We start from the raw sequence: 22616 nt of genomic DNA, 5'->3' as shown, positions 1-22616 counted from the left end.
AGATGCCGGCCGATCCACCGCTACAGGAGTCGTCGATCCTGCGTATGGGCCGTTCTGTGGAGGTGGGCCATGCTCCGGCTGCTTTGCCTGGCACCGCCAGCCGAACATGGCTCGGCACTGCACCGGCGTTCCAGCCTGGCTCAGTCGCCCCAGCCGGCCAGCGCCAGCTTGCCCACCGTGCGCCCGCTGGCCAAGCGCTGATGCGCGATGTCCAGATTCGCCGCATTGATCGCGCCCAGCGTCTCGCTGAGGGTGCCGCGCAGCTGGCCAGCGTCGATCATGCTGGCCGCGCGGCTGAGGATGCGGTGCTGTTCGATGCGGTCCGCCGTGGCGAAGCGCGAACGCGCGAACATGAACTCCCAGTGGATGCCGATGCACTTGGCCTTGTAGGGATCACCGATGCGCAGCGCGCCGCGCGGTTCGACGATGAGGCCGACATGGCCCTGTGGCGCCAGCAGCTGACCCAACGCATCCCAGTAATGGTCGGTGTCGGCCAGGTTGAGCGCGACCTGTACTGCGTCGATGCCCAATGCCTGCAGCTGGGGCAGCAGCGGCTGCCGGTGGTCGATTACATGCTGGGCACCCATCTGCCGGCACCAGTCGATCGACGATTCACGCGAGGCGGTGGCGATCACCTCGAATCCAGCATGCCGGCCCAGCTGGATCGCCATCGATCCAACACCGCCTGCTCCGCCGATCACCAGCAGGTGCTGGCCGGCATGGCGGCGATCATCCAGCTGCAATGGCATGCGCTGGAACAGCAGTTCCCATGCGGTGAGCGTGGTCAGTGGCAGTGCGGCCGCTTCGGCGAAGTCGAGCGTGGTCGGCTTGCGCGCTACCAGCCGTTCGTCCACAAGATGGAACTGCGCATTGCAGCCTGGCCGGGTGACATCACCGGCGTAGTAGACCTCGTCGCCGGACGCGAACAGGCTGGCGTCCTCGCCGATCGCTTCGACCACCCCGGCGGCGTCCCAGCCGAGTACGCGGGGTGCTTCGAGCGTGGCCGGATCGGTGGTCGCCCGCTGCTTGCCGTCGACCGGGTTCACCGAGACGGCCTCGACCCGGATCAGCAGGTCGCGGCCACCCGGAGGCAGCGGCGGGGGCAGATGGATATCGCAGAGGGCGGGGGCGGATTCACGACTCAGGGCGACAGCTTTCATCTCGGCTCCGGCTGGGTTCGTGGCTCCATCATAGAGTTCCTCACGTTTCAGCAGATACGCTGAATCGGGTGGAGCAAGCTGTTGCGCAATATGTCGTATTCCGCACTTAAACCCCGTCAAACCCTTGCAGCGTGAGGGTCTTGCGGATTTTCATCATCCTGTATAGGGTTTCAACGTCGGACCGGTGGAGGGTCGGGCGCGATACTTCACATGTTACGGGACTGTTAACATGACCTTCACCCGCCTGAGCATAATGTTCGCGGCGGTGGCGTGCTGAATCGGCTGTCGAACATCGACGCACTAGTGCTGGCCCATGCCTCTACCGGTTTCATACCCCCGAAATAGGAGCTGTACTCAATGAACAAGAAGATCCTTACTGCCGCGCTGCTGGGTGGTCTGGCTTTCGCCCAGGCTGCGTCCGCGCAGGAGTTCGATGACCGCTGGTACCTGACCGGTTCGGCCGGCTTCAACTTCCAGGACAGCGACCGCCTGACCAATGACGCTCCGTTCGTCACCCTGGGCCTGGGCAAGTTCATCAGCCCGAACTGGTCGCTGGACGGTGAGCTGAACTACCAGAACCCGAACTTCGACGCCAACAAGGACATGAACTGGTCGCAGTACGGCGTCTCGCTGGACCTGCGTCGCCACTTCATCAAGGAAGGCCGCGGCTGGAACCCGTACCTGCTGGCCGGCCTGGGCTACCAGAAGTCGGAAGAAGAGTACAACCCGATCAGCGGTGGCCTCGCTGACCGCAAGGACGGCAACTTTGCCGCCAAGGTCGGCGTCGGTCTGCAGACCACCTTCGAGAAGCGCGTCGCTGTCCGTGCCGAAGTCGCCTACCGCGCTGATTTCGACGACCAGAGCGTGAACCCGAAGCGTGCCGGCAACGATGAAAGCTGGTTCGGCGACGTGCTGGCTTCGGTCGGCGTCGTGATCCCGCTGGGCCCGGCTCCGGTCGCGGCTGCTCCGGCTCCGGCTCCGGTTGCCCCGAGCTGCGCCGACCTGGATGACGACGGTGACGGCGTCAACAACTGCGACGACAAGTGCCCGAACTCGCAGCCGGGTCAGACCATCGGTCCGGACGGTTGCCCGGTGCCGGTCTCCATCGACCTGAAGGGCGTCAACTTCGACTTCGACAAGTCGAACCTGCGTCCGGACGCCGTGGCGATCCTGAGCGAAGCCACCGAGATCCTGAAGCGTTACCCGGATCTGCGCGTTGAAGTCGCCGGTCACACCGACTCGAAGGGTACCGACGCTTACAACCAGAAGCTGTCGGAGCGTCGTGCTACCGCCGTGTACAACTACCTGACCAAGAACGGCGTTGACGCCGGTCGCCTGGTCGGCCCGATCGGCTACGGCGAGAGCCGTCCGATTGCTCCGAACACCAACCCGGATGGTTCGGACAACCCGGAAGGTCGCGCCAAGAACCGTCGTACCGAGCTGAACGTCCAGAACTAAGTTCTGACGCTCTGCCAGTAGGACACAGCAGGACCCGGCTTCGGCCGGGTCTTGTTGTTTCTGCGGCCCGGAATCCGGTGCCTGCCGGTCCGGGGGTAACCGTTCGTCGGGTTTTTGTCCGTAAAACCAATGGGTTGCCGTATTCATTGAAAGTGGCGCTTGAAAGCTGTCGCGGCATTGCTAAACTCGCCGCGTCACTTCCTTTCCTGGATGCCCTTCATGCTGCGCTCTGCATCGGCCGCCGTCCTGGCGCTGGCCCTGGTTCCCGCCGCCCACGCTGCGGTCGATTGCTCGGTCAACACCAGCGCCTCGCCGCTGCCGTTGCCGGCCACGACCATCGCGCCGGTGGCCGACGAGCTCTACATCCGTGGCAACCAGCTGGGCATGCCGGCCGGCGTGCTGAGCAGCAACTACGATCCGTCGCAGTCGCTGGACCAGGTGCTGCAGCGCCTGCGCATCGATGGCTGCCAGAACATCGCCAAGGCCATTCCGAGCGCACCGGCGGTGAAGCCGAACGATCCGGCGGCCTACAAGCCGCAGACCGAATTCGACAACACGCCCTGGCGCTTCGACATGAGCCAGAACGGCAAGCGCATGACCGCCGAAGAGTTCGACGCCTGGATGAAGGCGCGTGGCGTGCGTGTGGTCAAGGCGCGTCCGGCTCCGGCCGCCACTCCGGCCCCGGCCGAAGCACCGGCTGAGACCAAGCCGGTCGACAAGAAGTAAGCACCGCGGGGAGCAGAGGCTTGCGCACGCGCCGCCCACCTGCCACCCCCGCCGCCCGCTCCCACGCATCGCGTGGGCGTGCGACTCCCGCTGCCACCGCCGCCGGTGTCCGTCATGGCCTGGCGCGCGTGCTGTCCAAGGCCGGCGTCTGCTCGCGCAGCGAGGCCGCGCGCTGGATTGCCGAGGGCCGCGTACGCGTCTCCGGCCGCATCGTGCGGGATCCCGAGTTCCCGATTGGCCAGCCGGCGCCGCCGATCGAGGTCGATGGCCAGCCGATGGGCGCGCCGCAGCGCCTGTACCTGATGCTCAACAAGCCACGCGGGGTGGTGACCACCGCGCAGGACGAGCGTGGCCGCGACACCGTCTACCGCTGTTTCGATGGTGCAGGGCTGCCGTGGATAGCGCCGGTCGGGCGCCTGGACAAGGCCAGTGAAGGGCTGTTGCTGTTCAGCAACGATCCGCAGTGGGCGGCGCGCCTGACCGATCCGGAAACGGGTCCGCAGAAGACGTACCACGTGCAGGTCGACCGCCTGCCAGATGACGCCACGCTGGCGGCCCTGCAGGCTGGCGTGGATGACGAGGGCGAGTTCCTCGTGGCCCAGGCCGTGCGCGTGCTGCGCAGCGGCGACAAGACCGCGTGGCTGGAGGTGGTCCTCGACGAGGGCCGCAACCGCCACATCCGCCGCCTGCTGGCGGCCTTCGACCTGCAGGTGCTGCGCCTGGTCCGGGTTGCGATCGGCGGGCTGCAGCTCGCCGATCTCGGCAAGGGCCAGTGGCGGATGCTGGAGGTCAATGACCAGCAGCGGTTGGGGGCCGCTGCACCGGGCTGATCATCGCCCGCGGCCGGCGGTTGCCGGCCACCGTTCCAGGCGTAGGGGGCGCCTGGTTGCTGAACTTCCCGAACGGAGCCTGCCCATGTACCACCCGACCCTCAACCAAACCCTGCGCTGCGCAGGCCTGCTGCTGCCGATGGTGCTGCTGACCGCCTGTGGTGGCCACAAGAAGGTGGCCAAGGCAGAAACGCCGGCCGAAACCCCGGTGGTGGAAGTGAAGACCCCGGAGCTGGATGGCCGCGGCAGCTACCGCTTCCTGATGAGCAACGGCGACAAGAAGATGACCGCCGATGAGTTCGATGCCTGGATGAAGGCCAACGGCATCCGCGTTGCCAAGGGCAACGGCCAGGACGCTGCCGCCAAGCCGGTGGTGGTGGCCAGCAAGGACGAGCCGAAGGGCAAGAAGAAAAAGAAGTGATGCCGGGAAGGTGCCGACCTCGGTCGGCACGCCCTCAAGCTCTGGTAGGTGCCGACCTTGGTCGGCACGCTTTGACCGCTGGGATCAACCCTTGATCACGCCCAGCTCGACACCGATGCGGGTGAACGCATCGATCGCGCGGTCCAGGTGCTCGCGGCTGTGCGCAGCGCTGATCTGGGTGCGGATGCGGGCCTGGCCCTTGGGCACCACCGGGAAGAAGAAGCCGATCGCGTAGATGCCTTCTTCGAGCAGGCGCTCGGCGAACTTCTGCGCCAGCGGTGCGTCGTACAGCATCACCGGGCTGATCGGGTGCACGCCCGGCTTCACGTCGAAACCGGCGGCGACCATCTTTTCGCGGAAGTAGCGGGTGTTCTCCACCAGGGTGTCGCGCAGGTCGTCAGCGGCGGCCAGCATCTCGAACGCCTTGATGCCGGCGGCCACCACATGCGGCGGCAGCGAGTTGGAGAACAGGTACGGCCGCGAACGCTGGCGCAGCAGCTCGATCACCTCGGCGCTGGCGCAGGTGAAGCCGCCCAGTGCGCCGCCCATGGCCTTGCCCAGGGTGCCGGTGATGATGTCGATCTTCTCCAGCACGCCCTTCACTTCGGCCGAGCCGCGGCCGGTGGCACCGAGGAAGCCGGTGGCGTGGCATTCGTCGATGTGCACCAGCGCGTTGTACTTCTTCGCCAGCGCGGTGATCTCGTCCAGCGGGGCAATGAAGCCGTCCATCGAGAACACGCCGTCGGTGGTGATCAGCTTGGTCTTGCAGCCGGCGGCATCGGCGGCCTGCAGCTGGGCTTCCAGGTCGGCCATGTCGCAGTTGGCGTAGCGGAAGCGCTTGGCCTTGCACAGGCGCACGCCGTCGATGATCGAGGCGTGGTTCAGTGCATCGGAAATGATCGCGTCGTTCTCACCGAGCAGCGGTTCGAACAGTCCGCCGTTGGCGTCGAAACAGGCCGCGTACAGGATGGTGTCCTGCTTGCCGAAGAAGTCGGCGATCTGCTTCTCCAGCTGCTTGTGCAGGTCCTGGGTACCGCAGATGAAGCGCACCGAGGCCATGCCGAAGCCGTGGGTATCCAGCGCATCCTTGGCGGCCTGGATCAGGTCCGGATGGTCGGCCAGGCCCAGGTAGTTGTTGGCACAGAAGTTCAGCACCTTGCGGCCATCCTCGAGGGTGATCTCGGCCGACTGCGGGCTGGTGATGATCCGCTCGGACTTGAACAGGCCCTGGGCGCGGATGGCGTCCAGTTCCTCGGCGTAGTGGCGGGTCAGGGCGGAGGAGGCGTCGGTCATGGCGTGGGCACGGCTCTGAACGGGGAAACCGTTGATTCTACCGGGCTACGACGGCCTTCGACCGGGCCGGGCAGGGCACCGCCACGGGTTGCACATGTTGCATCGCAATAGCAAACGGGTTAAAAATTCGTGAACCGCGCCTGTCTGGCGCCGGTTGCCCGCTCCCCCTTCCCGCCCCCGCCACCCTCGGAGACGCCCATGAAGCACGCCCGTGCCTGCCTCGCCATTGCCGCTGCCCTGACCCTGGCCGCCCCGTTCGCCGCCAGCGCTCAGGAAAACGAATCGCCGTACAGCTGGAACGTCACCGCTGTTTCCGATTACCTGTTCCGTGGTGTGTCGCAGACCGACGAGGATCCGACCCTGCAGGCCGGTTTCACCTACACCAGCCCGGTTGGCCTGTACGCAGGCGTGTGGGGCTCGGGCGTGGATTTTGGTGCGGGTGACCCGAAGACCGAGGTCGACTACCTGATCGGCTACGGCGTGGACGTCACCGAGCGCGTCAACTTCGACGTGCTGCTGAACCGCTACACCTACCTGAAGTCCAGCCACCAGAACTACAACGAGCTGATCACCACCACCACGCTGGATGACACCTACAAGCTGACGGTGGCCTACACCAACGATGTCTGGAACAGCAGCACCGATGGCTGGTACTTCGGCCTGGGCGGCAGCTGGGGCCTGCCGAAGGACTTCACCCTGAATGCCAACGTCGGTCGCAGCACCTTCGAGGACGGCATCGCCAAGGACTACACCGACTGGAACGTCGGCGTCGCGCGCCAGTTCGGCCTGTTCAACGTCGGCCTGGGCTACTACGGCACCGACGGCAACGGCCGTGACAATTCCGGCAAGCTGGCCCACAGCCGGGTGATGCTGAGCGTCGCCGTCGGCAAGTAACGCCGCAGGCGTTACGGGTAGTGCCGGCCGCTGGCCGGCAACACCAAAGAAAAAGGCGCCCATCGGGCGCCTTTTTCAATTTCAAGGTGTGCCGAGCAAGCTCGGCACCCACCCATCGCGCACGGCGAAGGGTCAATTCCAGCTGAGCACGACCTTGCCGGCCTTGCCTTCTTCCATCAGGTCGAAGCCCTTCTGGAAGTCGTCGATCGGCAGCTGGTGGGTCATCACCTTGCCGAGCGGGAAGCCGGACAGCACCAGCTGGGTCATCTTGTACCAGGTCTCGTACATCTTGCGGCCGTAGATGCCCTGCACGGTCAGGCCCTTGAAGATGATCTTGTCCCAGTCGCAGCCGGCGCCCTTGGGCATGATGCCGAGCATGGCGATCTTGCCGCCGTGGTACATGCAGTCGAGCATGTCGTTGAACGCACGCGGGTTGCCGCTCATTTCCAGGCCCACGTCGAAGCCCTCCATGTGCAGTTCCTTCATCACGTCCTTCAGCGACTGGTTGGCCACGTTGACCACGCGGGTGGCGCCCATGTCGGCGGCCAGCTTCAGGCGGAAATCATTGACGTCGGTCACCACCACGTTGCGTGCACCGATGTGCTTGCAGATGCCGGCGGCGATGATGCCGATCGGGCCGGCACCGGTGATCAGCACGTCCTCGCCGATCACGTTGAACTCCAGCGCACAGTGCGCGGCGTTGCCGTACGGGTCGAAGAACGCAGCCAGCTCCGACGGGATCTGGTCCGGGATCGGCCACAGGTTGCTGGCCGGCATCACCATGTATTCGGCGAAGGCGCCGTTGACGTTGACGCCGATGCCGACGGTGTTCGGGCACAGGTGCGGGCGGCCGCCACGGCAGTTGCGGCAGTGGCCGCAGACGATGTGGCCTTCGGCCGAGACGCGCTGGCCGATTTCATAGCCGGTCACGGCCGAGCCGAGTGCGGCGACGCGACCGACGAATTCGTGGCCGATGGTCAGGCCCGGCTTGATGGTGCGCTGACTCCACTCGTCCCACAGGTAGATGTGCAGGTCGGTACCGCAGATCGCGGTCTTCTCCAGCTTGATCAGGACCTCATTCGGGCCCGGGGTCGGCACCGGAACTTCTTCCAGCCAGATGCCCTTGGCCGCTTCGCGCTTGACCAGGGCCTTCATCGTTTGCTGCGCCATCGGGGTGGAACTCATCAGGGGGAAAGCGCGGATTATAGGGTGCCGCGCGGATTTCCCATGTTGCGCTGCGGGTGCATTGGCGGAACGAAAGGCGTGCGCCGGCGGGCGTTTCGAACGTGCCGCAAACAGCAGCGCCTCCTTGATTCCGGGGGAGGGGGCGTGGTCACCCTGGCCGGGACACGCAAAAGCCCATCCATGGTGCTCGATGGCGCCATCCATGGCGCTCGATGGCGCCATCCATGGCGCCAACGGTCCCGACCAGGGTGACCACGCCCCCTCTGGACCATTCCATGTGCGCGGCCGACGTGCGCATGGCAGCGCAAGAAGTAGGCCCATGACTTCCGGGGTTCGGGCCGGGGCAGGGCGGCGGGCTACAATCGAGGGTTCCACTACCAGGGGCCGCTCCATGCGCTCGAACCTGCTTGCATTCTCCATCGTCGCCAGCCTCGGGCTGGCCCAAGTCGCCCATGCCGCTGAAGGCATGTGGGTGCCGCAGCAGCTGCCGGAAATCGCCGGCCCGCTGCAGAAGGCCGGCCTGAAGCTGTCCCCGGAACAGCTGTCCAACCTGACCGGCGACCCGATGGGCGCGGTCGTCGCCCTCGGCGGCTGCACCGCCAGCTTTGTCTCGCCGCAGGGCCTGGTGGTCACCAACCACCACTGCGCTTATGGCGCCATCCAGCTGAATTCGACCGCGCAGAAGAACCTGATCAAGGACGGCTTCAACGCGCCGACCCTGAAGGACGAACTGAGCGCCGGCCCGAACGCCCGCGTGTTCGTGCTCGACCAGATCACCGACGTCACCACCCAGGCCAAGGCCGCCATCGCTGCCGCCGGCAACGACCCGCTGGCCCGCAGCCGTGCGCTGGACGCCTTCGACAAGGCCCAGGTCGCCGCCTGTGAAGCCGATGCCGGCTTCCGCTGCCGCCTGTACAGCTTCTCCGGCGGCAACACCTACCGCCTGTTCCGCAACATGGAAATCAAGGACGTGCGCCTGGTCTACGCGCCCCCGGGCAGCGTCGGCAAGTTCGGCGGCGACGTCGACAACTGGATGTGGCCGCGCCACACCGGCGATTTCTCGTTCTACCGCGCCTACGTCGGCAAGGACGGCAAGCCGGCCGCCTTCGCCGCCGACAACGTGCCGTACCAGCCCAAGCACTTCCTGAAGTTCGCCGACCAGCCGCTGGGTGCCGACGACTTCGTGATGGTGGCGGGCTACCCGGGCCGCACCAACCGCTATGCCCTGGCCGGTGAATTCAACGAAACCGCCAGCTTCACCTACCCGACCATCGCCAAGCACTACAACGCCGTGCTGAAGATGATCGCCGACGCCGGCAAGGCCGACGCCGACGTCAAGGTGAAGTACGCCGCCACCGCCGCCAGCATGAACAACGTGGCCAAGAACTACCTGGGCCAGCTGGAAGGCTTCAAGCGCATCGACGCCGCGGGCCAGAAGCAGGCTGAAGAAGCCGCCGTGCTGGCGTGGCTGAAGAAGCAGGGCGCTGCCGGCAAGCCGGCCCTGGCGGCACACGCGCAGCTGCTCAAGCATCTGGATACCAGCAAGTCGACCCGCGAACGCGACCTGTTCGTCGGTCAGTTCAACAACACCTCGGCCGTTGGCGCGGCGATCACCCTGTACCGCCTGTCGATCGAGCGCAGCAAGCCGGATGCCGAACGCGAAGCCGGTTACCAGGAACGCGACCTGACCACCATCGAAGGTGGCCTGAAGCAGATGGACCGTCGCTACGTGGCGAAGATGGACCAGCAGCTGCAGGCCTACTGGCTGGAGCAGTACGTGGCCCTGCCGGCCGCACAGCGCGACAACGAAGTGCTGAACAAGTGGCTGGCCGGCAGCGATGCCGCTGCGGTGAAATCGCTGGTGGGCAAGCTGTCGGGCACCGAGCTGGGCAGCCTGGATGCACGCCTGAAATGGTTCAAGGCCGACCGCGCCGCGTTTGAGGCCAGCAACGATCCGGCCATCCAGTACGCCGTGGCCGTCATGCCGGCACTGCTGAAGCAGGAAGAGCAGAAGAAGATCCGCGAAGGCGAATCGCTGACCGCGCGCCCGCTGTACCTGCAGGCCGTGGCCGACTACAAGAAGAGCCAGGGTGAGTTCGTCTACCCGGACGCCAACCTGTCGCTGCGCATCACCTTCGGCAACGTCATGGGCTATGGCAAGGACGGCGTGAAGTACACCCCGTTCACCACCCTGGAAGGCGTGGCGGCGAAGGAAACCGGTGAGGATCCGTTCGATTCGCCGAAGGCGCTGCTCGATGCGGTCAAGGCCAAGCGTTATGGCGGCCTGGAAGACAAGCGCATTGGTTCGGTGCCGGTGAACTTCCTGTCCAACCTGGACATCACCGGTGGCAACTCGGGTTCGCCGGTGCTGGACGCCAACGGCAAGCTGGTCGGCCTGGCCTTCGATGGCAACTGGGAATCGGTCAGCTCCAACTGGGTGTTCGACCCGGTGATGACCCGCATGATCGCCGTCGACAGCCGCTACATGCAGTGGATCATGCAGGAAGTGGCGCCGGCGCCGCAGCTGCTGAAGGAACTGAACCTGGCGAAGTGAGGTAGTGCCGGCCGCTGGCCGGCAACCTCGACCAGACAGCCGGAGTTTCCGAAACCCCGCGACCCACGTCGCGGGGTTTTTTCATGCCCGGCCCGGTGCGCCGAACAGGTATCATCCCTGTTCCGCGTACTTCACAGGATGTGAACGAAACGCGGAAACCTCCTCCCCCCAGGACCCCTTGCACGCATGCGCATCCTGCTTGCCCGCCACGGCGAAACGCCGTGGAACGCCGAAGGCCGCTACCAGGGCCAGATCGATATTCCGCTTTCGCCGATCGGTGAAGCCCAGGCCCAGGCACTGGGTGCCCGCCTGGCCTCGGTGGACATCACCCGTGCCGTCGCCTCGCCGCTGTCGCGCGCGCAGCGCACCGCGCAGCTGGCGCTTGGCGCCGCCCGCGCCGACATGCTGCTGACCGAGCCCGAGCTGCAGGAAATCGCCCACGGTGAATGGGAAGGGTTGCTGGCGAGCGAGATCCACGAGAAGGATCCGTCGCGCCTGCAGGCCTGGCGCGAGGAGCCGGATACGGTGTTGATGCCCGGCGGCGAATCGCTGCGCCTGGTGCTGGAGCGCAGCTGGCGTGGGCTGGCGCGTGCCACCGAAGGCCTCGGCGAGCACGACACTCTGCTGGTGGTTGCGCACGATGCGGTCAACCGCGTGATCCTGTGCAAGGTGCTGGGCCTGCCGCTTTCCCGCCTGTGGACCTTCCGCCAGGCACCGACCACGCTCAACCTGCTCGAAGGCGCCGACCTGGACAGCCTGGAAGTGGTGCGCCTGAACGACTGCGCCCACCACACGCCGTTCTTCGGCGAAGCCAAGCACCGCGCCCTCTGATCCATCCCCCGCATCAACTGCTTCTGCTGGAACCGCTGCCGTGACGAACACCCCGACCACCCTGGCCGACTGGCTGGACTACATTGAACGCCAGCACCCGGCGAGCATCGACATGGGCCTGGAGCGCGTGCGCGCCGTGGCCGCGGCGATGGGCCTGGGCGCGCCGGCCAAGCGCACCATCGTGGTCGGTGGCACCAACGGCAAGGGCTCAACCGTGGCCTTCATCGAAGCCATTGCACGCGCCGCCGGCTGGAAGGTCGGTGCCTACACCTCGCCGCACCTGCTGCGCTACAACGAGCGCGTGCGCATCGACGGCCAGGACGTGGACGATGCCGCGCTGGTCGCCGCGTTCAATACCATCGAAGCCGTGCGTGGCGAGATCACGCTGACCTATTTCGAGTACGGCACGCTGGCCGCGCTGCAGCTGTTCGCCGACGCCGGGCTGGACCTGGCGGTACTGGAAGTGGGCCTGGGCGGCCGCCTCGATGCGGTCAACATCGTGGACGCCGACGTGGCGGTGATCACTACCGTGGACATCGACCATGCCGAGTGGCTGGGCGAGGATCGCGAGGCGATCGGGACCGAGAAGGCCGGCATCATCCGCGGCTGGAAGCCGGTGATCCTGGGCGAGACCGATCCGCCGTCGAGCGTGCTGCGCCGTGCCTACCTGGTTGGCGCCAATGCGATCCGTGGTGGCAGCGACTATTTCTACGAGCCGATCGATGCGCAGCGTTGGCGCTGGCGCGATGTCGGCCTGCGCATGGAACTGCCGACCCCGGCGCTGGCCGGCCCGATCCAGCTGGCCAATGCGGGTGCCGCCATCGCCGCGCTGCGCGCGCTGGACAAGCCGGTGCCGCGTGCGGCGTGGGCCGCCGGTGTCGCAGCGGCACGCATTTCCGGCCGGCTGCAGGCATTCGAGCGCGATGGCGTGCAAATCCGCGTCGACGTCGGCCACAACCCGCAGGCGGCGGGCCAGCTGGCGCGTGCGCTGAAGGCCGAGGTCTCGGCCGGGCGCACCCTGGCGGTGTACGCCGCGCTGCAGGACAAGGACGCAGCGGGGGTGGTGCAGGCGCTGGAGGACGTGGTGGGCGAGTGGACCCTGGCCGGGCTGGAAGGCCCGCGCGGGCAGAGCGCCGCCCAGCTGCAGGCACGCCTGGCCGGCACCGCCGCCGCCACGGCGCTGCTGGCTGACAGCGTCGAACAGGCACTGGCGCAGGTGCTGGCCCAGGCCGAGCGCGGTGACCGCGTGCTGGTGTTCGGCTCCTTCCATACCGCTGCCGGCGCCCTGCAATGGCTGCAGGGCGATGCCTGATACGCGTTCAGCCAACGCCGACGCCGTCCGGTCCGGCACCCGTATAATCGATGCCAATCTCCGGACAGTTGCCTGCCTCACGTGGATACGCCTCTGAAACAGCGTCTGATTGGTGCCATCGTGCTGGTGGCACTGGCCGTGATTTTCCTGCCGATGCTGGTCAAGGGGCCGGCACCGGACAGCGGCGTGGCCAATGTGCCGATCGCCGCGCCGGATGCACCGGCCGATGGCCAGTTCGAAACCCGTGAGCTGCCCCTGGTCGCCCCGGCCGGTGGTGCCACCGGCCTGCAGACCGGGCAGGCCAAGCCGCTGCAGGACGCCGCCACGCCGGCCACTCCGCCGACCGTGGACACCTCGCCGACGGTCGCCGCCGGCAACTATGCGGTTACCTTCGGTGCCTACGGCAGCAAGGCCGACGCCGATGCGGTGATCGCCTACCTGAAGCGCTCGCAGCTGCCGGGCTTCGCCGAAACGGCGACCATCAACGGCCGCCAGGCATGGCGCGTGCGCGTGGGGCCGTACGCCGACCGAGCACAGGCCGAGGCCGCCCGCCTGCAGGCGGTGAAGATCCGTGCCGATGTGAAGGCCGAAGTGATCACCCTGGATGCCGCAGCGGACAGCAGCGCCCCGGTGGCAGCCACCCCGGCACCGGCTACGCCGAGCGCCAGTACCCCATCCGCCGCCACCGCGCCGTCGGCCAGCAGCAACCCGGTGCGCAGTGAAAGCCTGCCGCCGAGTACGCCGACTGCAACGACCACTCCGGCGGCCAAGCCCGAGCCGCCGAAGCCGGCGCCGAAGCCCGAAACCCCGAAGCCCGAGCCGAAGCCGGAGGCCACCGCCAGCAAGCCGGCAACGGCCCCGGCCACGCCGGCAGCGCCGGCCGCCAGCGGCGTCGGCTTTGCCGTGCAGCTGGGCGCGTTCGGCCAGGCCAACGATGCCAACGCCCTGCGCGACAAGGTCCGCGCCGCCGGCTTCAGCGCTTTTGTCGAGCAGGTGCGCACCGAAAAGGGCACCCTGCATCGCGTCCGCGTCGGGCCGGTGGCCAACCGTGGCGATGCCGAGCAGCTGAAGGCGCAGGTTGCCGCCAAGGTCGGCGTGGCCGGCATGGTCCGACCGCACCCATGACCCACGCGCAGCCTCGTTGCCAGCGCCGCCGAAGGAGCGGGGCGCCATGATCGACGTGGTGCTGCTGATCGTGATCGCCGCCTCCACCCTGCTGGGGATGCTGCGCGGCTTCGTGGGAATCGTCATCGGCACCCTGTCGTGGCTGCTGGCCGCGTGGGCGGCCTTCGCCTTCGGCAATGACGCCGCACATTGGTGGGCCGCCCCGGCGGCCCCCGGTGGCGAACACTTCGTCGGTGGCTACCTGGGGGTCGGCATCGGCGTGATGATCGTGGTTGCGGTGATCGGCATGGTCATCAAGGCCCTGGTCCACCGCAGCATGCTGACCAGCCTGGACCGCCTGCTGGGCGGGGTGCTGGGCGCCGTGCGGGGCGGCCTGATCGCCGCGATCCTGCTGCTGCTGGGCAGTTTCACCCCGCTGACTGCCGAGCCTTCCTGGCAGCGCTCGGCGGTGCGGCCACTGCTGAACCCCACCGTTGCCTGGATGAACAGCAAGCTGCCGCACTGGGAGGTTCCCGGGGCCGATCTGCTGCCCAAGGCCTTGCCGACCGACGCGCTGTCCCCATCTGCATTGATGGAGTTGGGCAAGAACGCAGGCGCCGGGTTGGGAAAGCCGGGCGCGGCAGGCGATAATGGCATCCTCAACCAGGTAGTGGCAGGCAGCGGATGGCTGCGGCCTGCGAAAGCGGAACAGGGCGATTCCTACGATCCGGCCGAAGTGCGTCCGGACGCCCCAGCACTGCCGGACAGTATCGAGCCGGGCGATCCGGCCAATGTCGACCGCAGGCGCGGCGACCACCGCGGCCAGGTACGGCCACCTTCCTTGTAACTGGGCACAGCCCAGCGGAGACCTCGCACCATGTGTGGCATCGTCGGAATCGTCGGCAACCAGAACGTCGCCGGGCAGTTGTATGACGGCTTGACCGTCCTCCAGCACCGTGGCCAGGACGCGGCGGGCATCGCCACCGCCAACGGCAGCCGCCTGCGCGTGCAGAAGGCCACCGGCCTGGTCCGCGATGTGTTCGATGCCCGCACCATGTCCACCCTGGAAGGCAGCGTCGGCATCGCCCACGTGCGTTACCCGACTGCCGGTTCGGAAGGCATGGACGAGGCGCAGCCGTTCTACGTCAATTCGCCGTACGGCATCGCGCTGGCCCACAACGGCAACCTGATCAATACCGAGGCGCTGCGCCAGCAGGTGTTCGAACAGGACCGCCGCAACGTCAACACCGATTCGGACAGCGAAGTGCTGCTGAACGTGTTCGCCTACGAACTGGAGCAGCAGCGCCAGCTGAGCCCGGAAGCCGCGATCCGCGCGGTGGCTGGCGTGCACCGCCGCTGCAAGGGTGGCTATGCAGTGGTCAGCGTGGTGCTGGGCCTGGGCCTGGTCGCCTTCCGCGACCCGCATGGCATCCGTCCGCTGGTGCTGGGCAAGCGCAGCCATGCCGAGGGCGACGAGTACATCGTGGCGTCCGAGTCGGCCGCGCTGGACGTGCTGGGCTTCCAGCGCGTGCGCGATGTGCAGCCGGGCGAAGCGCTGGTGATCACCGCGCGTGGCGAGCTGTTCTCGGAGATCTGCGCCGAGCCGGCCGAGCACACCCCGTGCATCTTCGAATACGTGTATTTCGCACGCCCGGATTCGATGATCGACAACGTGTCGGTGCACAAGGCGCGCATGCGCATGGGCATCAAGCTGGGCGAGAAGATCCTGCGCCTGCGCCCGGACCACGACATCGACACCATCATCCCGATCCCGGATACCTCGCGCGACGCTGCGCTTGAGATCTCCAACGTGCTCGGCGTGAAGTACCGCGAAGGCTTCATCAAGAACCGCTACATCGGCCGCACCTTCATCATGCCGGGGCAGGGCGAACGCGTGAAGTCGGTGCGTCGCAAGCTCAACCCGATCCACCTTGAGTTCCGCAACCGCGTGGTGCTGCTGGTGGACGATTCGATCGTGCGTGGCACCACCAGCCAGCAGATCGTGCAGATGGCCCGTGACGCGGGCGCGCGCAAGGTCTACCTGGCCAGCGCCGCGCCGCCGGTGCGCTACCCGAACATCTACGGCATCGACATGCCGGCGGCCGAGGAACTGGTCGCGCACAACCGCACCGTGGAAGAGATCGAAGCCCACCTGGGCTGCGACTGGCTGATCTACCAGGACCTGGAAGACATGGAAGCGGCAGTGAGCGAGGGCAATCCGGCGCTGCGCAACTTCGATTCGTCCTGCTTCAACGGCCACTACCCGACCGGCATTGAACCGGGCTACTTCGAGCGCATCCAGCAGCTGCGGTCGGACGACGCCAAGCACAAGCGCCGCGCCTGAGGACCAGGCGTGGTTGACGTACCCGACGTTGCTGGCGACCTGCTGCGCGCAGCGCAGCAGTGCCTGGCCGAAGCCGACCCGCTGCGCAAGGTTGCGCTGACCCAGGCCTACGCCGCTGCGTTCCGTGCCGGCCGCCTGAAGGTGGCTGCCGGCGCGCTACCGCCAGAGCCGATCCGCATGCCGGGCCGGCCGGCGCAGCTGGTGCTGGTGCACCCGCGCGAAGTGCCGCGGCGCGGACTGGGCGGTGTGGAAGGTCGGGCTGCCTTCATCCACGCCATCGCGCATATCGAACTCAACGCGATCGACCTGGCCTGGGACGCGGTGTACCGCTTCCGCGGCCTGCCGCCGGCATTCCATGCCGACTGGGTCAGCTGTGCCGACGACGAATCGCGGCACTTCATGCTGCTGCGGGAGCGCCTGCAGGTGCATGGCCACGACTACGCCGACTTCCCCGCGCACAACGGCCTGTGGGAAATGTGCGAAAAGACCGCGCACGATGGCCTGGCACGCATGGCGCTGGTGCCGCGCGTGCTGGAAGCGCGCGGCCTGGACGTGACGCCCGGCATGATCGAGAAACTGCGCAATGTCGGTGATGGCGAGACCGCCGATGTGCTGGAAGTGATCCTGCGCGAGGAAGTGGCACATGTGGCTGCCGGTTCGCGCTGGTACCGCTGGTACTGCGACCGCGCCGGCGTCGAACCGCGTGCACGTTTCAAGGAACTGCTGGTGGAGTACGCCGGCGGCTACCTGCACGGACCGTTCAACATGGAAGCGCGCCTGCTGGCCGGTTTCGACGCGGATGAGCTCGCCAACCTGGTCGAACAGGCCGGTTGAAGAAAAGGGGACGGAGGGGATTAAGTCGTTTGTGGCACAAACGACTTAATCCCCTCCGTCCCCTTTTTTCAGACGTTCGGCAACACCACGCGCTTGCCATCCACCGTCGGTCGGTTGATGTAGAACAGGCCGGGACCCGGCCGGTAGGGTAGTTCGCTGACGCCGGCATCGGCGGCGTAGGTCAGTGCGGTGTCGCCCAGTGCATCGAAGTTCCAGTGCGCCGACTGCATCAGGTAACGCCGGCGCAGCAGCGCCTCCTGTGTCTGCGTCAGCGGCTGTCCGGCCACCAGGCGCCGTGCGATCGGCTGCAGGGCGGACGGCAGCTCCCAGCCAGGAACCTCGGCGGCATTGGCGGTCCATTGCACGCCGGCGTCGATGGCCTGCTGCTGCATCACCTGCAGTGCGATCAGCTGGTAACGCCAGTCGATGCGCCGACGCAGCACCACCGCGGCGGTCACATACAGCGCCGGTGACAACAGCACGCTGCGGCTGCCGGCGCGACGCTGCTGCTGCCACTGGTGCCAGACATCCACCCAGACCTCCTTCTCACCCACGCCCAGCTGCTGGCGCCAGCGTTCGGCATCGGCCTGCGTTTCAGCGTAGACCGTGGTGGCCCGCAGCAACGCCAGTGGAGGGACCTGGTAGTCGGCAACCGCGGGGCGGCGCAACTGTTGCCGGCGCGGGCGGCTGAGCAGCTTGGGACCTTCTTCCAGCTGGTTGTAGCCACCGCCGATATTGGCGTGTACGCCGGGTAGGGCGATCTCGGCAAACGGCGGTGCCACGCTGGTCAACGGATAGTGCTGGCGATGTTCATCGCGTGCAGTGAGCTGCACGACGCGACCGGCGATGCCGCTGTGCAGGGCCAGCTGCGGCCGCTCATCGGCGCGGCCGCCATTGACTGCGACAACGGTGTCGAACAGCCCGATGAAGCGCAGCACCGGCGTGGCCGGGGCGAAGTTCGCAGTGCAGGACAGGCCGGCGGCCTGCAGCAGCTGGCGCCAGCGCACGCTGTCCCAGCCCTGCAGTTGGTTGGCGATGTCACGTGCGGCAGCAGCACCGCGTGAATAACCGAACAGGTCCAGCTGCACGCCATGCAGCGGTCGCTGCCAGCGTGCGGATAGTCCCGACAGTGCGGCCGGCAGCAGCACCTGCAGCGCGCGCTGCACTTTCGCGCGAACGCCACTGGCACCGATGCCGAAGGCCAGCCCGATCAGATCGTCGTCGGCATCATCGCGGGTACCCACGCCTTCGACATAGATCGACAGCGAGGGAGCGGCCATCGCATCACGGCGGCTGTCCGGATACAGCTGCTGCAGGCGCGCGATGTTGGTCAGGCCGTTGTCGTAGCTGCTGGTCAGCCGGCTCTGGTAGGTCGAATCATCGTCCGCGCGCAGCTGCGCCGGTCGAGGCTGCGGAACCTGCGGACGGCCGCGCGCCAGGTTGTGTGCGTTGTTGCGGGTGCCGTCGAAGAACAGGCCGATCCGCAGCAAGCCGACATCTTCGTCCGTGTCCTTCGCTGGTGCCATGTGCATTCCCCGTCGTGGCCGCGTCACGGTAGCGCGAAAGCGGTGTATTGGCGAAGTGTAGTGACGCTTTTGACCTTACTTAACGCAGATGCGGTCGATCACAGTTCCTGATTTTCATTCCCATCTTCTATTGAATTCACACGACCCGCGCAGGCCATATGGCCAAACCCGGCAAACCCGGGCGTGCTGCATCAACGCTGTTCACATCATTCAAGGAGCGACGCAATGTTGTCCAGATCGATTGGCAAAGCGGCAGGTGGCCTGGTGTTGGGTTTGTCGGTGGCGGCAGCCGCGCATGCGGCACCGTTGTTCGAACCGGTGACGGTCATCAGCCGGGCATCGGCCAACAGCGAGCCTGCACTCGGCAAGCTGCTGGCCACCCCGTCCACGGCGACGGTGCAGGAAGTGCGTGTCGACGCGGCGGCTACGGCGCAGCCGCAGCTGGAATTCGAGCTGCTCGGCAAACGGGTGCAGGCGGTGCGCAGCAAGGTCGAGGCGCTGCCGGATGGTGGCAGCATCTGGTACGGCCAGTTCCGTTCGCCGTCCGACCGGTTGACCGCCGCCACCTCCAGCGGCCAGGATGATCCGGGCAATTCGTTGATCCTGGTACGTTCGGGCGACACCATCACCGGTTCGATCCGCAAGGACGGCAAGCTTTATCGCCTGCGTCCACTGGGTAACCGCCACGTGCTGGTCGAGGTCGACGAATCGAGGATGCCAGCCGATCATCCGGCTGACTACAACCAGCTGCCGAAGATCCCGATGGCCGACAACGACCACATCGGCATCGCGCAGGCCTCTTCGGGAACGCCGGCGACCATCCGCGTGCTGGTGGTGGCGACCAATGCGGCGGTCACTGCCTATGGCGGCAACATGCAGTCGCTGGTGCAGCTGGCGGTGGCCGAGTCCAACCAGGGTTACGTCAACAGCAACGTCGGCCTGACGCTGCAACTGGCCGGTTACGAGACCACCAACTACAGCGAGTCCGGTAACTTCACCACCGACCTGTCACGTTTCCGCGGCACCAGCGACGGCTACATGGACAGCATCCACACCAGCCGCAACACCACCGCAGCCGACGTCGGCGTGCTGCTCATCAACAACAGTGCCTACTGCGGCCTGGCCTCGGGCATCGGCTCGACCGCGTCGACCGCTTTCGCGGCGGTGTACTGGGATTGCGCAACCGGCTACTACTCGTTCGCGCACGAGATCGGCCATCTGCAGAGCGCGCGGCATGACATCGCCACCGACTCGAGCACCTCGCCCTACGCCTATGGCCACGGCTATCGCTACGAGCCTGCCACCGGCACCGGTTGGCGCACGATCATGGCCTACAACTGCACCCGCAGCTGCCCGCGCCTGAACTACTGGTCGAACCCGAACATCAGCTACAACGGCATCCCGATGGGCAATGCCAGTACCGCCGACAACCAGCGCGTGCTGGTCAATACCAAGGCCACCATCGCGGCCTTCCGCTGAGGCCAGGCGCCGACCAGGGGCGGCGTCTACCCGGGCACGTGCACCTGCCCGGGTAGATGCCAACCTTGGTTGGCACCCTCGGACCCATCATTCGCGCGCGAGCGTATCCAGCGACCAGCCGCCGGCATCCACGCGCAGCACCGAACCCTGCTCGTACCAGTCGCCCAGCACGATGCGGGTGCAGGCACGGCCACCGGCCTGCAGCGAATGGATCGCCGGGCGGTGGGTGTGGCCATGGATCATGGTGTCCACGCCATGGCGCGCGAACGTGGCATCGACTTCGGACGGCGCCACGTCGGTGACGGTCTCGAACTGCGCGCGATCACCCTGTTTCATTTCCGACTGGCGGGCCTGGCTGGCTTCGCGCGCCTTCTGCGCGAACGCGATACGCGCTGCCAGCGGCTGTGACAGGAACTGTGCCTGGAACGCCGGGTCACGCGTCTGTGCACGGAACTGCTGGTAGGGAATGTCATCGGTGCACAGCAGGTCACCGTGCTGCAGCAGCACCGGGCGACCGTAGAGGTCGATCATGCACGGGTCGGGCAGGATGCGCAGGCCGGCACGGCGCGCGTAGTCCTCGCCAAGCAGGAAGTCACGGTTGCCGCGGATGAAGTACACCGGCACGCCGCTGTCGGACAGCACCTTCAGTGCATCGGCCACTGCGTCGGCGGCGGGCGAGGGCGTGTCGTCACCGATCCAGGCTTCGAACAGGTCGCCGAGGATGTACAGCGCATCGGCGCCGGGCGCCTGCTCGCGCAGGAAGCGCAGGAACAGGTCGGTGATCTCCGGACGGCTGGGGTCCAGGTGCAGGTCGGAAATGAACAACGTGGTCATGCAGGCATTCTAGGGCATCAACGATGACGGTAGCGCCGCCGGCATCGTGGGGATCAGATCCCTCTCCGAAGGAAAACGGATCTGACCCCGGGGCTACACCGGCAACGGCAACCAGGCCAGGCTGGCCGAGGCCAGCCCGATGGCGATGCCGGTGGCGGCCAGCACATCGGACGGGTAGTGCAGGCCGAGTACCACCCGCGACAGCGCCACGCCCGCGGTGAACGGCACCAGCAGTGGCGCCAGCCACGGGTAATAGGCCAGCGCCACGATGGTGAACGACACCGCGTGCAGGGTATGCCCGGAAGGGAAGCTGAACTCGTCCAGCGGTGCCACCCAGGCACGGATGCGCAGGTCGGCGGCATACGGGCGCGGGCGCCGGGTCCAGCGCTTGAGGCCCTTGTACAGCAACAGCGCGGCCAGGCCGGTGGCGGCCATGTGCACCGATGCGCGCAGGCCGTCGAAGCCATCAAGCAGCACCAGGGCGCCCATCAGCACATACCAGAACACGCCATCACCGAGCCGGCTGATGACCGCGAACAGGCGGCGCACACGGCGGCGGCGGCAGTAGTGGTTGGCCCGCCGGCACAGGCGTGCTTCGCGGTCGGCCAGCAGTTCAAGCCGCGTTGTGCGCATGGCCGGTCCTCCGCGACTGGGCCAGTTCGGCCAGCAGGGCGTCGAATTCCGCCACCACCTGCTGCGGATGCAGGCGCTTCATGGCGCGTGCGGCGTTGCTGCCCAGCACGTGGCGCTGCGCGTCATCCGCGGCCAGTTGCACGGCCGCGTCGATGAACTGCTCGTCGTTGTCCACTGCGGCGCCATTCTCGCCATTGCGCAGGTACTCGCGCGCAGCGCCGTAGTCGAAGGCCACCGTTGCCACGCCGCTGGCCATGCTTTCAAGGGTCACGTTGCCGAAGGTCTCGCTGCGGCTGGGGAACAGGAACAGATCGCCGCTGGCGAAATGACGTGCAAGCGCATCGCCACGCTGGACGCCGCAGAAGATGAAGTCGGGATTTTCATGCGCCAGCTTTTCGCGGGCCGGGCCATCGCCCACCCACACGAAGCGGGCCTTCGGACGGATCTGCTGCAACCGACGGAAGGCCTTCACCGCCAGGCCGAGGTTCTTTTCCGCGGCGATGCGGCCGACGTAGATCGCCACCAGGCCGTTGCCGTCCACGCCCCACTCTTCGCGCAGGGCAGGGTCACGGCGGTTCGGATCGAACTGCTGGCTGTCGACCGCGCGCGCCAGCAGGCGCACGCGTTCGAAGCCCTGTTCGCCGAGGAACTGCTGCAGTTCGCGGGTAGGTACCAGGGTTGCATCGGCCTGGTTGTGGAAGCGGCGCATCCAGCGCATCGCGGCGGCCTGCAGCCAGGCCACGCCGTAGTCGGGCAGGTACTCGTCGAAGCGGGTGTGGAAGCCACTGGCCACCGGGATGCCGAGGCGCCGTGCGGTGCGCACCGCCGACCAGCCCAGTGGGCCTTCGGTGGCGACATAGACGGCATCCGGGCGTTGATGCTGCCAATGGCGACCGAGCCGGATCGGTGCCGGCATGCCGAAGCGCAGGCCGGGGTAGCGCGGCAGGGCGGCGCCGGGAACCAACAGGGTGCCCGGTGCGGAGTCCAGCGCTTCGTTGGCCTGGCGGGGCCGGATCAGGTCGATCTCATGGCCGGAATTGCGCAGTCCCTGCTCCAGCCCCTGCACGGTGAGGGCAACGCCGTTCACTTCCGGCGGATAGGTCTCGGTGACGATGGCATAGCGCATGGCGGGCCTCCGGGTTTCCGGCATGCTCGGGCCTGGCGATGTAGCCGATGTGACCGCTTTGCGACCGGCAGA

At 66.9% G+C, this 22616-nt stretch carries 20 protein-coding genes; 13 read left to right on the top strand and 7 right to left on the bottom strand.

The genetic code is table 11. The annotated features are described in order from the left end of the window. Window positions 1–140: 140 nt before the first annotated feature. Window positions 141–1160: a zinc-binding alcohol dehydrogenase family protein gene (locus AC5P78_RS06315; RefSeq protein ID WP_012479247.1), complete on the bottom strand. Its 1020-nt coding sequence runs from the start codon at window positions 1158–1160 to the stop codon at window positions 141–143. Window positions 1161–1517: 357 nt separating this feature from the next. Between AC5P78_RS06315 and AC5P78_RS06310 the strand changes: the two genes are divergently transcribed. The 4 genes from AC5P78_RS06310 (at window position 1518) to AC5P78_RS06295 (ending at window position 4595) form a co-directional block, all read left to right on the top strand. Continuing rightward, window positions 1518–2618 carry an OmpA family protein gene (locus tag AC5P78_RS06310; protein ID WP_005408234.1) on the top strand — a complete coding sequence of 367 codons (1101 nt, stop codon included), beginning with the start codon at window positions 1518–1520 and terminating at the stop codon, window positions 2616–2618. A gap of 219 nt (window positions 2619–2837) precedes the next feature. Next, on the top strand, window positions 2838–3344 hold the full coding sequence (locus AC5P78_RS06305; RefSeq protein ID WP_005408235.1) for a hypothetical protein: 507 nt from the start codon (window positions 2838–2840) through the stop codon (window positions 3342–3344). A 20-nt stretch (window positions 3345–3364) separates the two neighbouring features. Continuing rightward, complete coding sequence (locus tag AC5P78_RS06300; RefSeq protein ID WP_043033745.1) at window positions 3365–4174, top strand: pseudouridine synthase; 810 nt, start codon at window positions 3365–3367, stop codon at window positions 4172–4174. Between the two features lie 85 nt (window positions 4175–4259). Further along, on the top strand, window positions 4260–4595 hold the full coding sequence (locus AC5P78_RS06295) for a hypothetical protein (RefSeq protein ID WP_005412356.1): 336 nt from the start codon (window positions 4260–4262) through the stop codon (window positions 4593–4595). 84 nt (window positions 4596–4679) lie between these two features. Here the strand turns inward: AC5P78_RS06295 and kbl are convergent, their stop codons facing one another. Next, window positions 4680–5888 (bottom strand): glycine C-acetyltransferase, encoded by a 1209-nt coding sequence (kbl, locus tag AC5P78_RS06290; protein WP_005408238.1) that lies wholly within the window; start codon window positions 5886–5888, stop codon window positions 4680–4682. Window positions 5889–6086: 198 nt separating this feature from the next. Between kbl and AC5P78_RS06285 the strand changes: the two genes are divergently transcribed. Beyond that, a complete protein-coding gene (locus AC5P78_RS06285) occupies window positions 6087–6782 on the top strand; it encodes a TorF family putative porin (protein WP_005412357.1) in 696 nt (231 codons plus the stop codon). 132 nt (window positions 6783–6914) lie between these two features. Here AC5P78_RS06285 and tdh read toward each other — a convergent pair whose 3' ends face one another. Beyond that, complete coding sequence (gene tdh, locus AC5P78_RS06280; RefSeq protein ID WP_010483949.1) at window positions 6915–7937, bottom strand: L-threonine 3-dehydrogenase; 1023 nt, start codon at window positions 7935–7937, stop codon at window positions 6915–6917. 421 nt (window positions 7938–8358) lie between these two features. Between tdh and AC5P78_RS06275 the strand changes: the two genes are divergently transcribed. From AC5P78_RS06275 to AC5P78_RS06245, 7 genes are all read left to right on the top strand, one after another. After that, on the top strand, window positions 8359–10521 hold the full coding sequence (locus tag AC5P78_RS06275; RefSeq protein WP_100438899.1) for a S46 family peptidase: 2163 nt from the start codon (window positions 8359–8361) through the stop codon (window positions 10519–10521). 186 nt (window positions 10522–10707) lie between these two features. Then, the gene (locus AC5P78_RS06270) at window positions 10708–11352 is read left to right on the top strand and encodes a histidine phosphatase family protein (protein ID WP_005408242.1); all 645 of its coding nucleotides are present in this window, start codon (window positions 10708–10710) and stop codon (window positions 11350–11352) included. Window positions 11353–11392: 40 nt separating this feature from the next. Then, window positions 11393–12664, top strand: a complete 1272-nt coding sequence (folC, locus tag AC5P78_RS06265; protein ID WP_414498596.1) for a bifunctional tetrahydrofolate synthase/dihydrofolate synthase — start codon at window positions 11393–11395, stop codon at window positions 12662–12664. A gap of 81 nt (window positions 12665–12745) precedes the next feature. Further along, window positions 12746–13789, top strand: coding sequence for an SPOR domain-containing protein (locus AC5P78_RS06260; protein ID WP_005408244.1), 1044 nt, complete (start codon window positions 12746–12748; stop codon window positions 13787–13789). Between the two features lie 46 nt (window positions 13790–13835). Beyond that, a complete protein-coding gene (locus AC5P78_RS06255; RefSeq protein WP_012479253.1) occupies window positions 13836–14615 on the top strand; it encodes a CvpA family protein in 780 nt (259 codons plus the stop codon). Window positions 14616–14645: 30 nt separating this feature from the next. Continuing rightward, window positions 14646–16112 (top strand): amidophosphoribosyltransferase, encoded by a 1467-nt coding sequence (gene purF, locus AC5P78_RS06250; protein WP_005408246.1) that lies wholly within the window; start codon window positions 14646–14648, stop codon window positions 16110–16112. Between the two features lie 9 nt (window positions 16113–16121). Then, window positions 16122–16946: a ferritin-like domain-containing protein gene (locus AC5P78_RS06245; protein ID WP_049395711.1), complete on the top strand. Its 825-nt coding sequence runs from the start codon at window positions 16122–16124 to the stop codon at window positions 16944–16946. A gap of 68 nt (window positions 16947–17014) precedes the next feature. On the opposite strand, the gene AC5P78_RS06240 is transcribed toward AC5P78_RS06245, so the two are convergent. Then, on the bottom strand, window positions 17015–18472 hold the full coding sequence (locus AC5P78_RS06240; protein WP_414498597.1) for a T6SS phospholipase effector Tle1-like catalytic domain-containing protein: 1458 nt from the start codon (window positions 18470–18472) through the stop codon (window positions 17015–17017). Between the two features lie 225 nt (window positions 18473–18697). On the opposite strand from AC5P78_RS06240, the gene AC5P78_RS06235 reads away from it, so the two are divergent. Then, entirely contained in the window at window positions 18698–19951 is a 1254-nt protein-coding gene (locus tag AC5P78_RS06235) for a zinc-dependent metalloprotease (protein ID WP_012479256.1), read from the top strand. A gap of 87 nt (window positions 19952–20038) precedes the next feature. On the opposite strand, the gene lpxH is transcribed toward AC5P78_RS06235, so the two are convergent. The 3 genes from lpxH to AC5P78_RS06220 form a co-directional block, all read right to left on the bottom strand. Continuing rightward, window positions 20039–20785 (bottom strand): UDP-2,3-diacylglucosamine diphosphatase, encoded by a 747-nt coding sequence (gene lpxH, locus AC5P78_RS06230; RefSeq protein WP_012479257.1) that lies wholly within the window; start codon window positions 20783–20785, stop codon window positions 20039–20041. A 93-nt stretch (window positions 20786–20878) separates the two neighbouring features. Continuing rightward, window positions 20879–21418, bottom strand: a complete 540-nt coding sequence (locus tag AC5P78_RS06225) for a phosphatase PAP2 family protein (RefSeq protein ID WP_005408251.1) — start codon at window positions 21416–21418, stop codon at window positions 20879–20881. After that, window positions 21399–22544, bottom strand: coding sequence for a glycosyltransferase family 4 protein (locus tag AC5P78_RS06220; protein WP_012479258.1), 1146 nt, complete (start codon window positions 22542–22544; stop codon window positions 21399–21401). The genes AC5P78_RS06225 and AC5P78_RS06220 overlap by 20 nt, the downstream gene beginning before the upstream one ends. Window positions 22545–22616: the final 72 nt, after the last annotated feature.

The sequence above is a fragment of the Stenotrophomonas sp. YJH_SMC_133 genome, from assembly GCF_059370655.1.
Note: the sequence above shows the minus strand (reverse complement) of the source record. Positions and strands in the feature narration are given on the sequence as shown.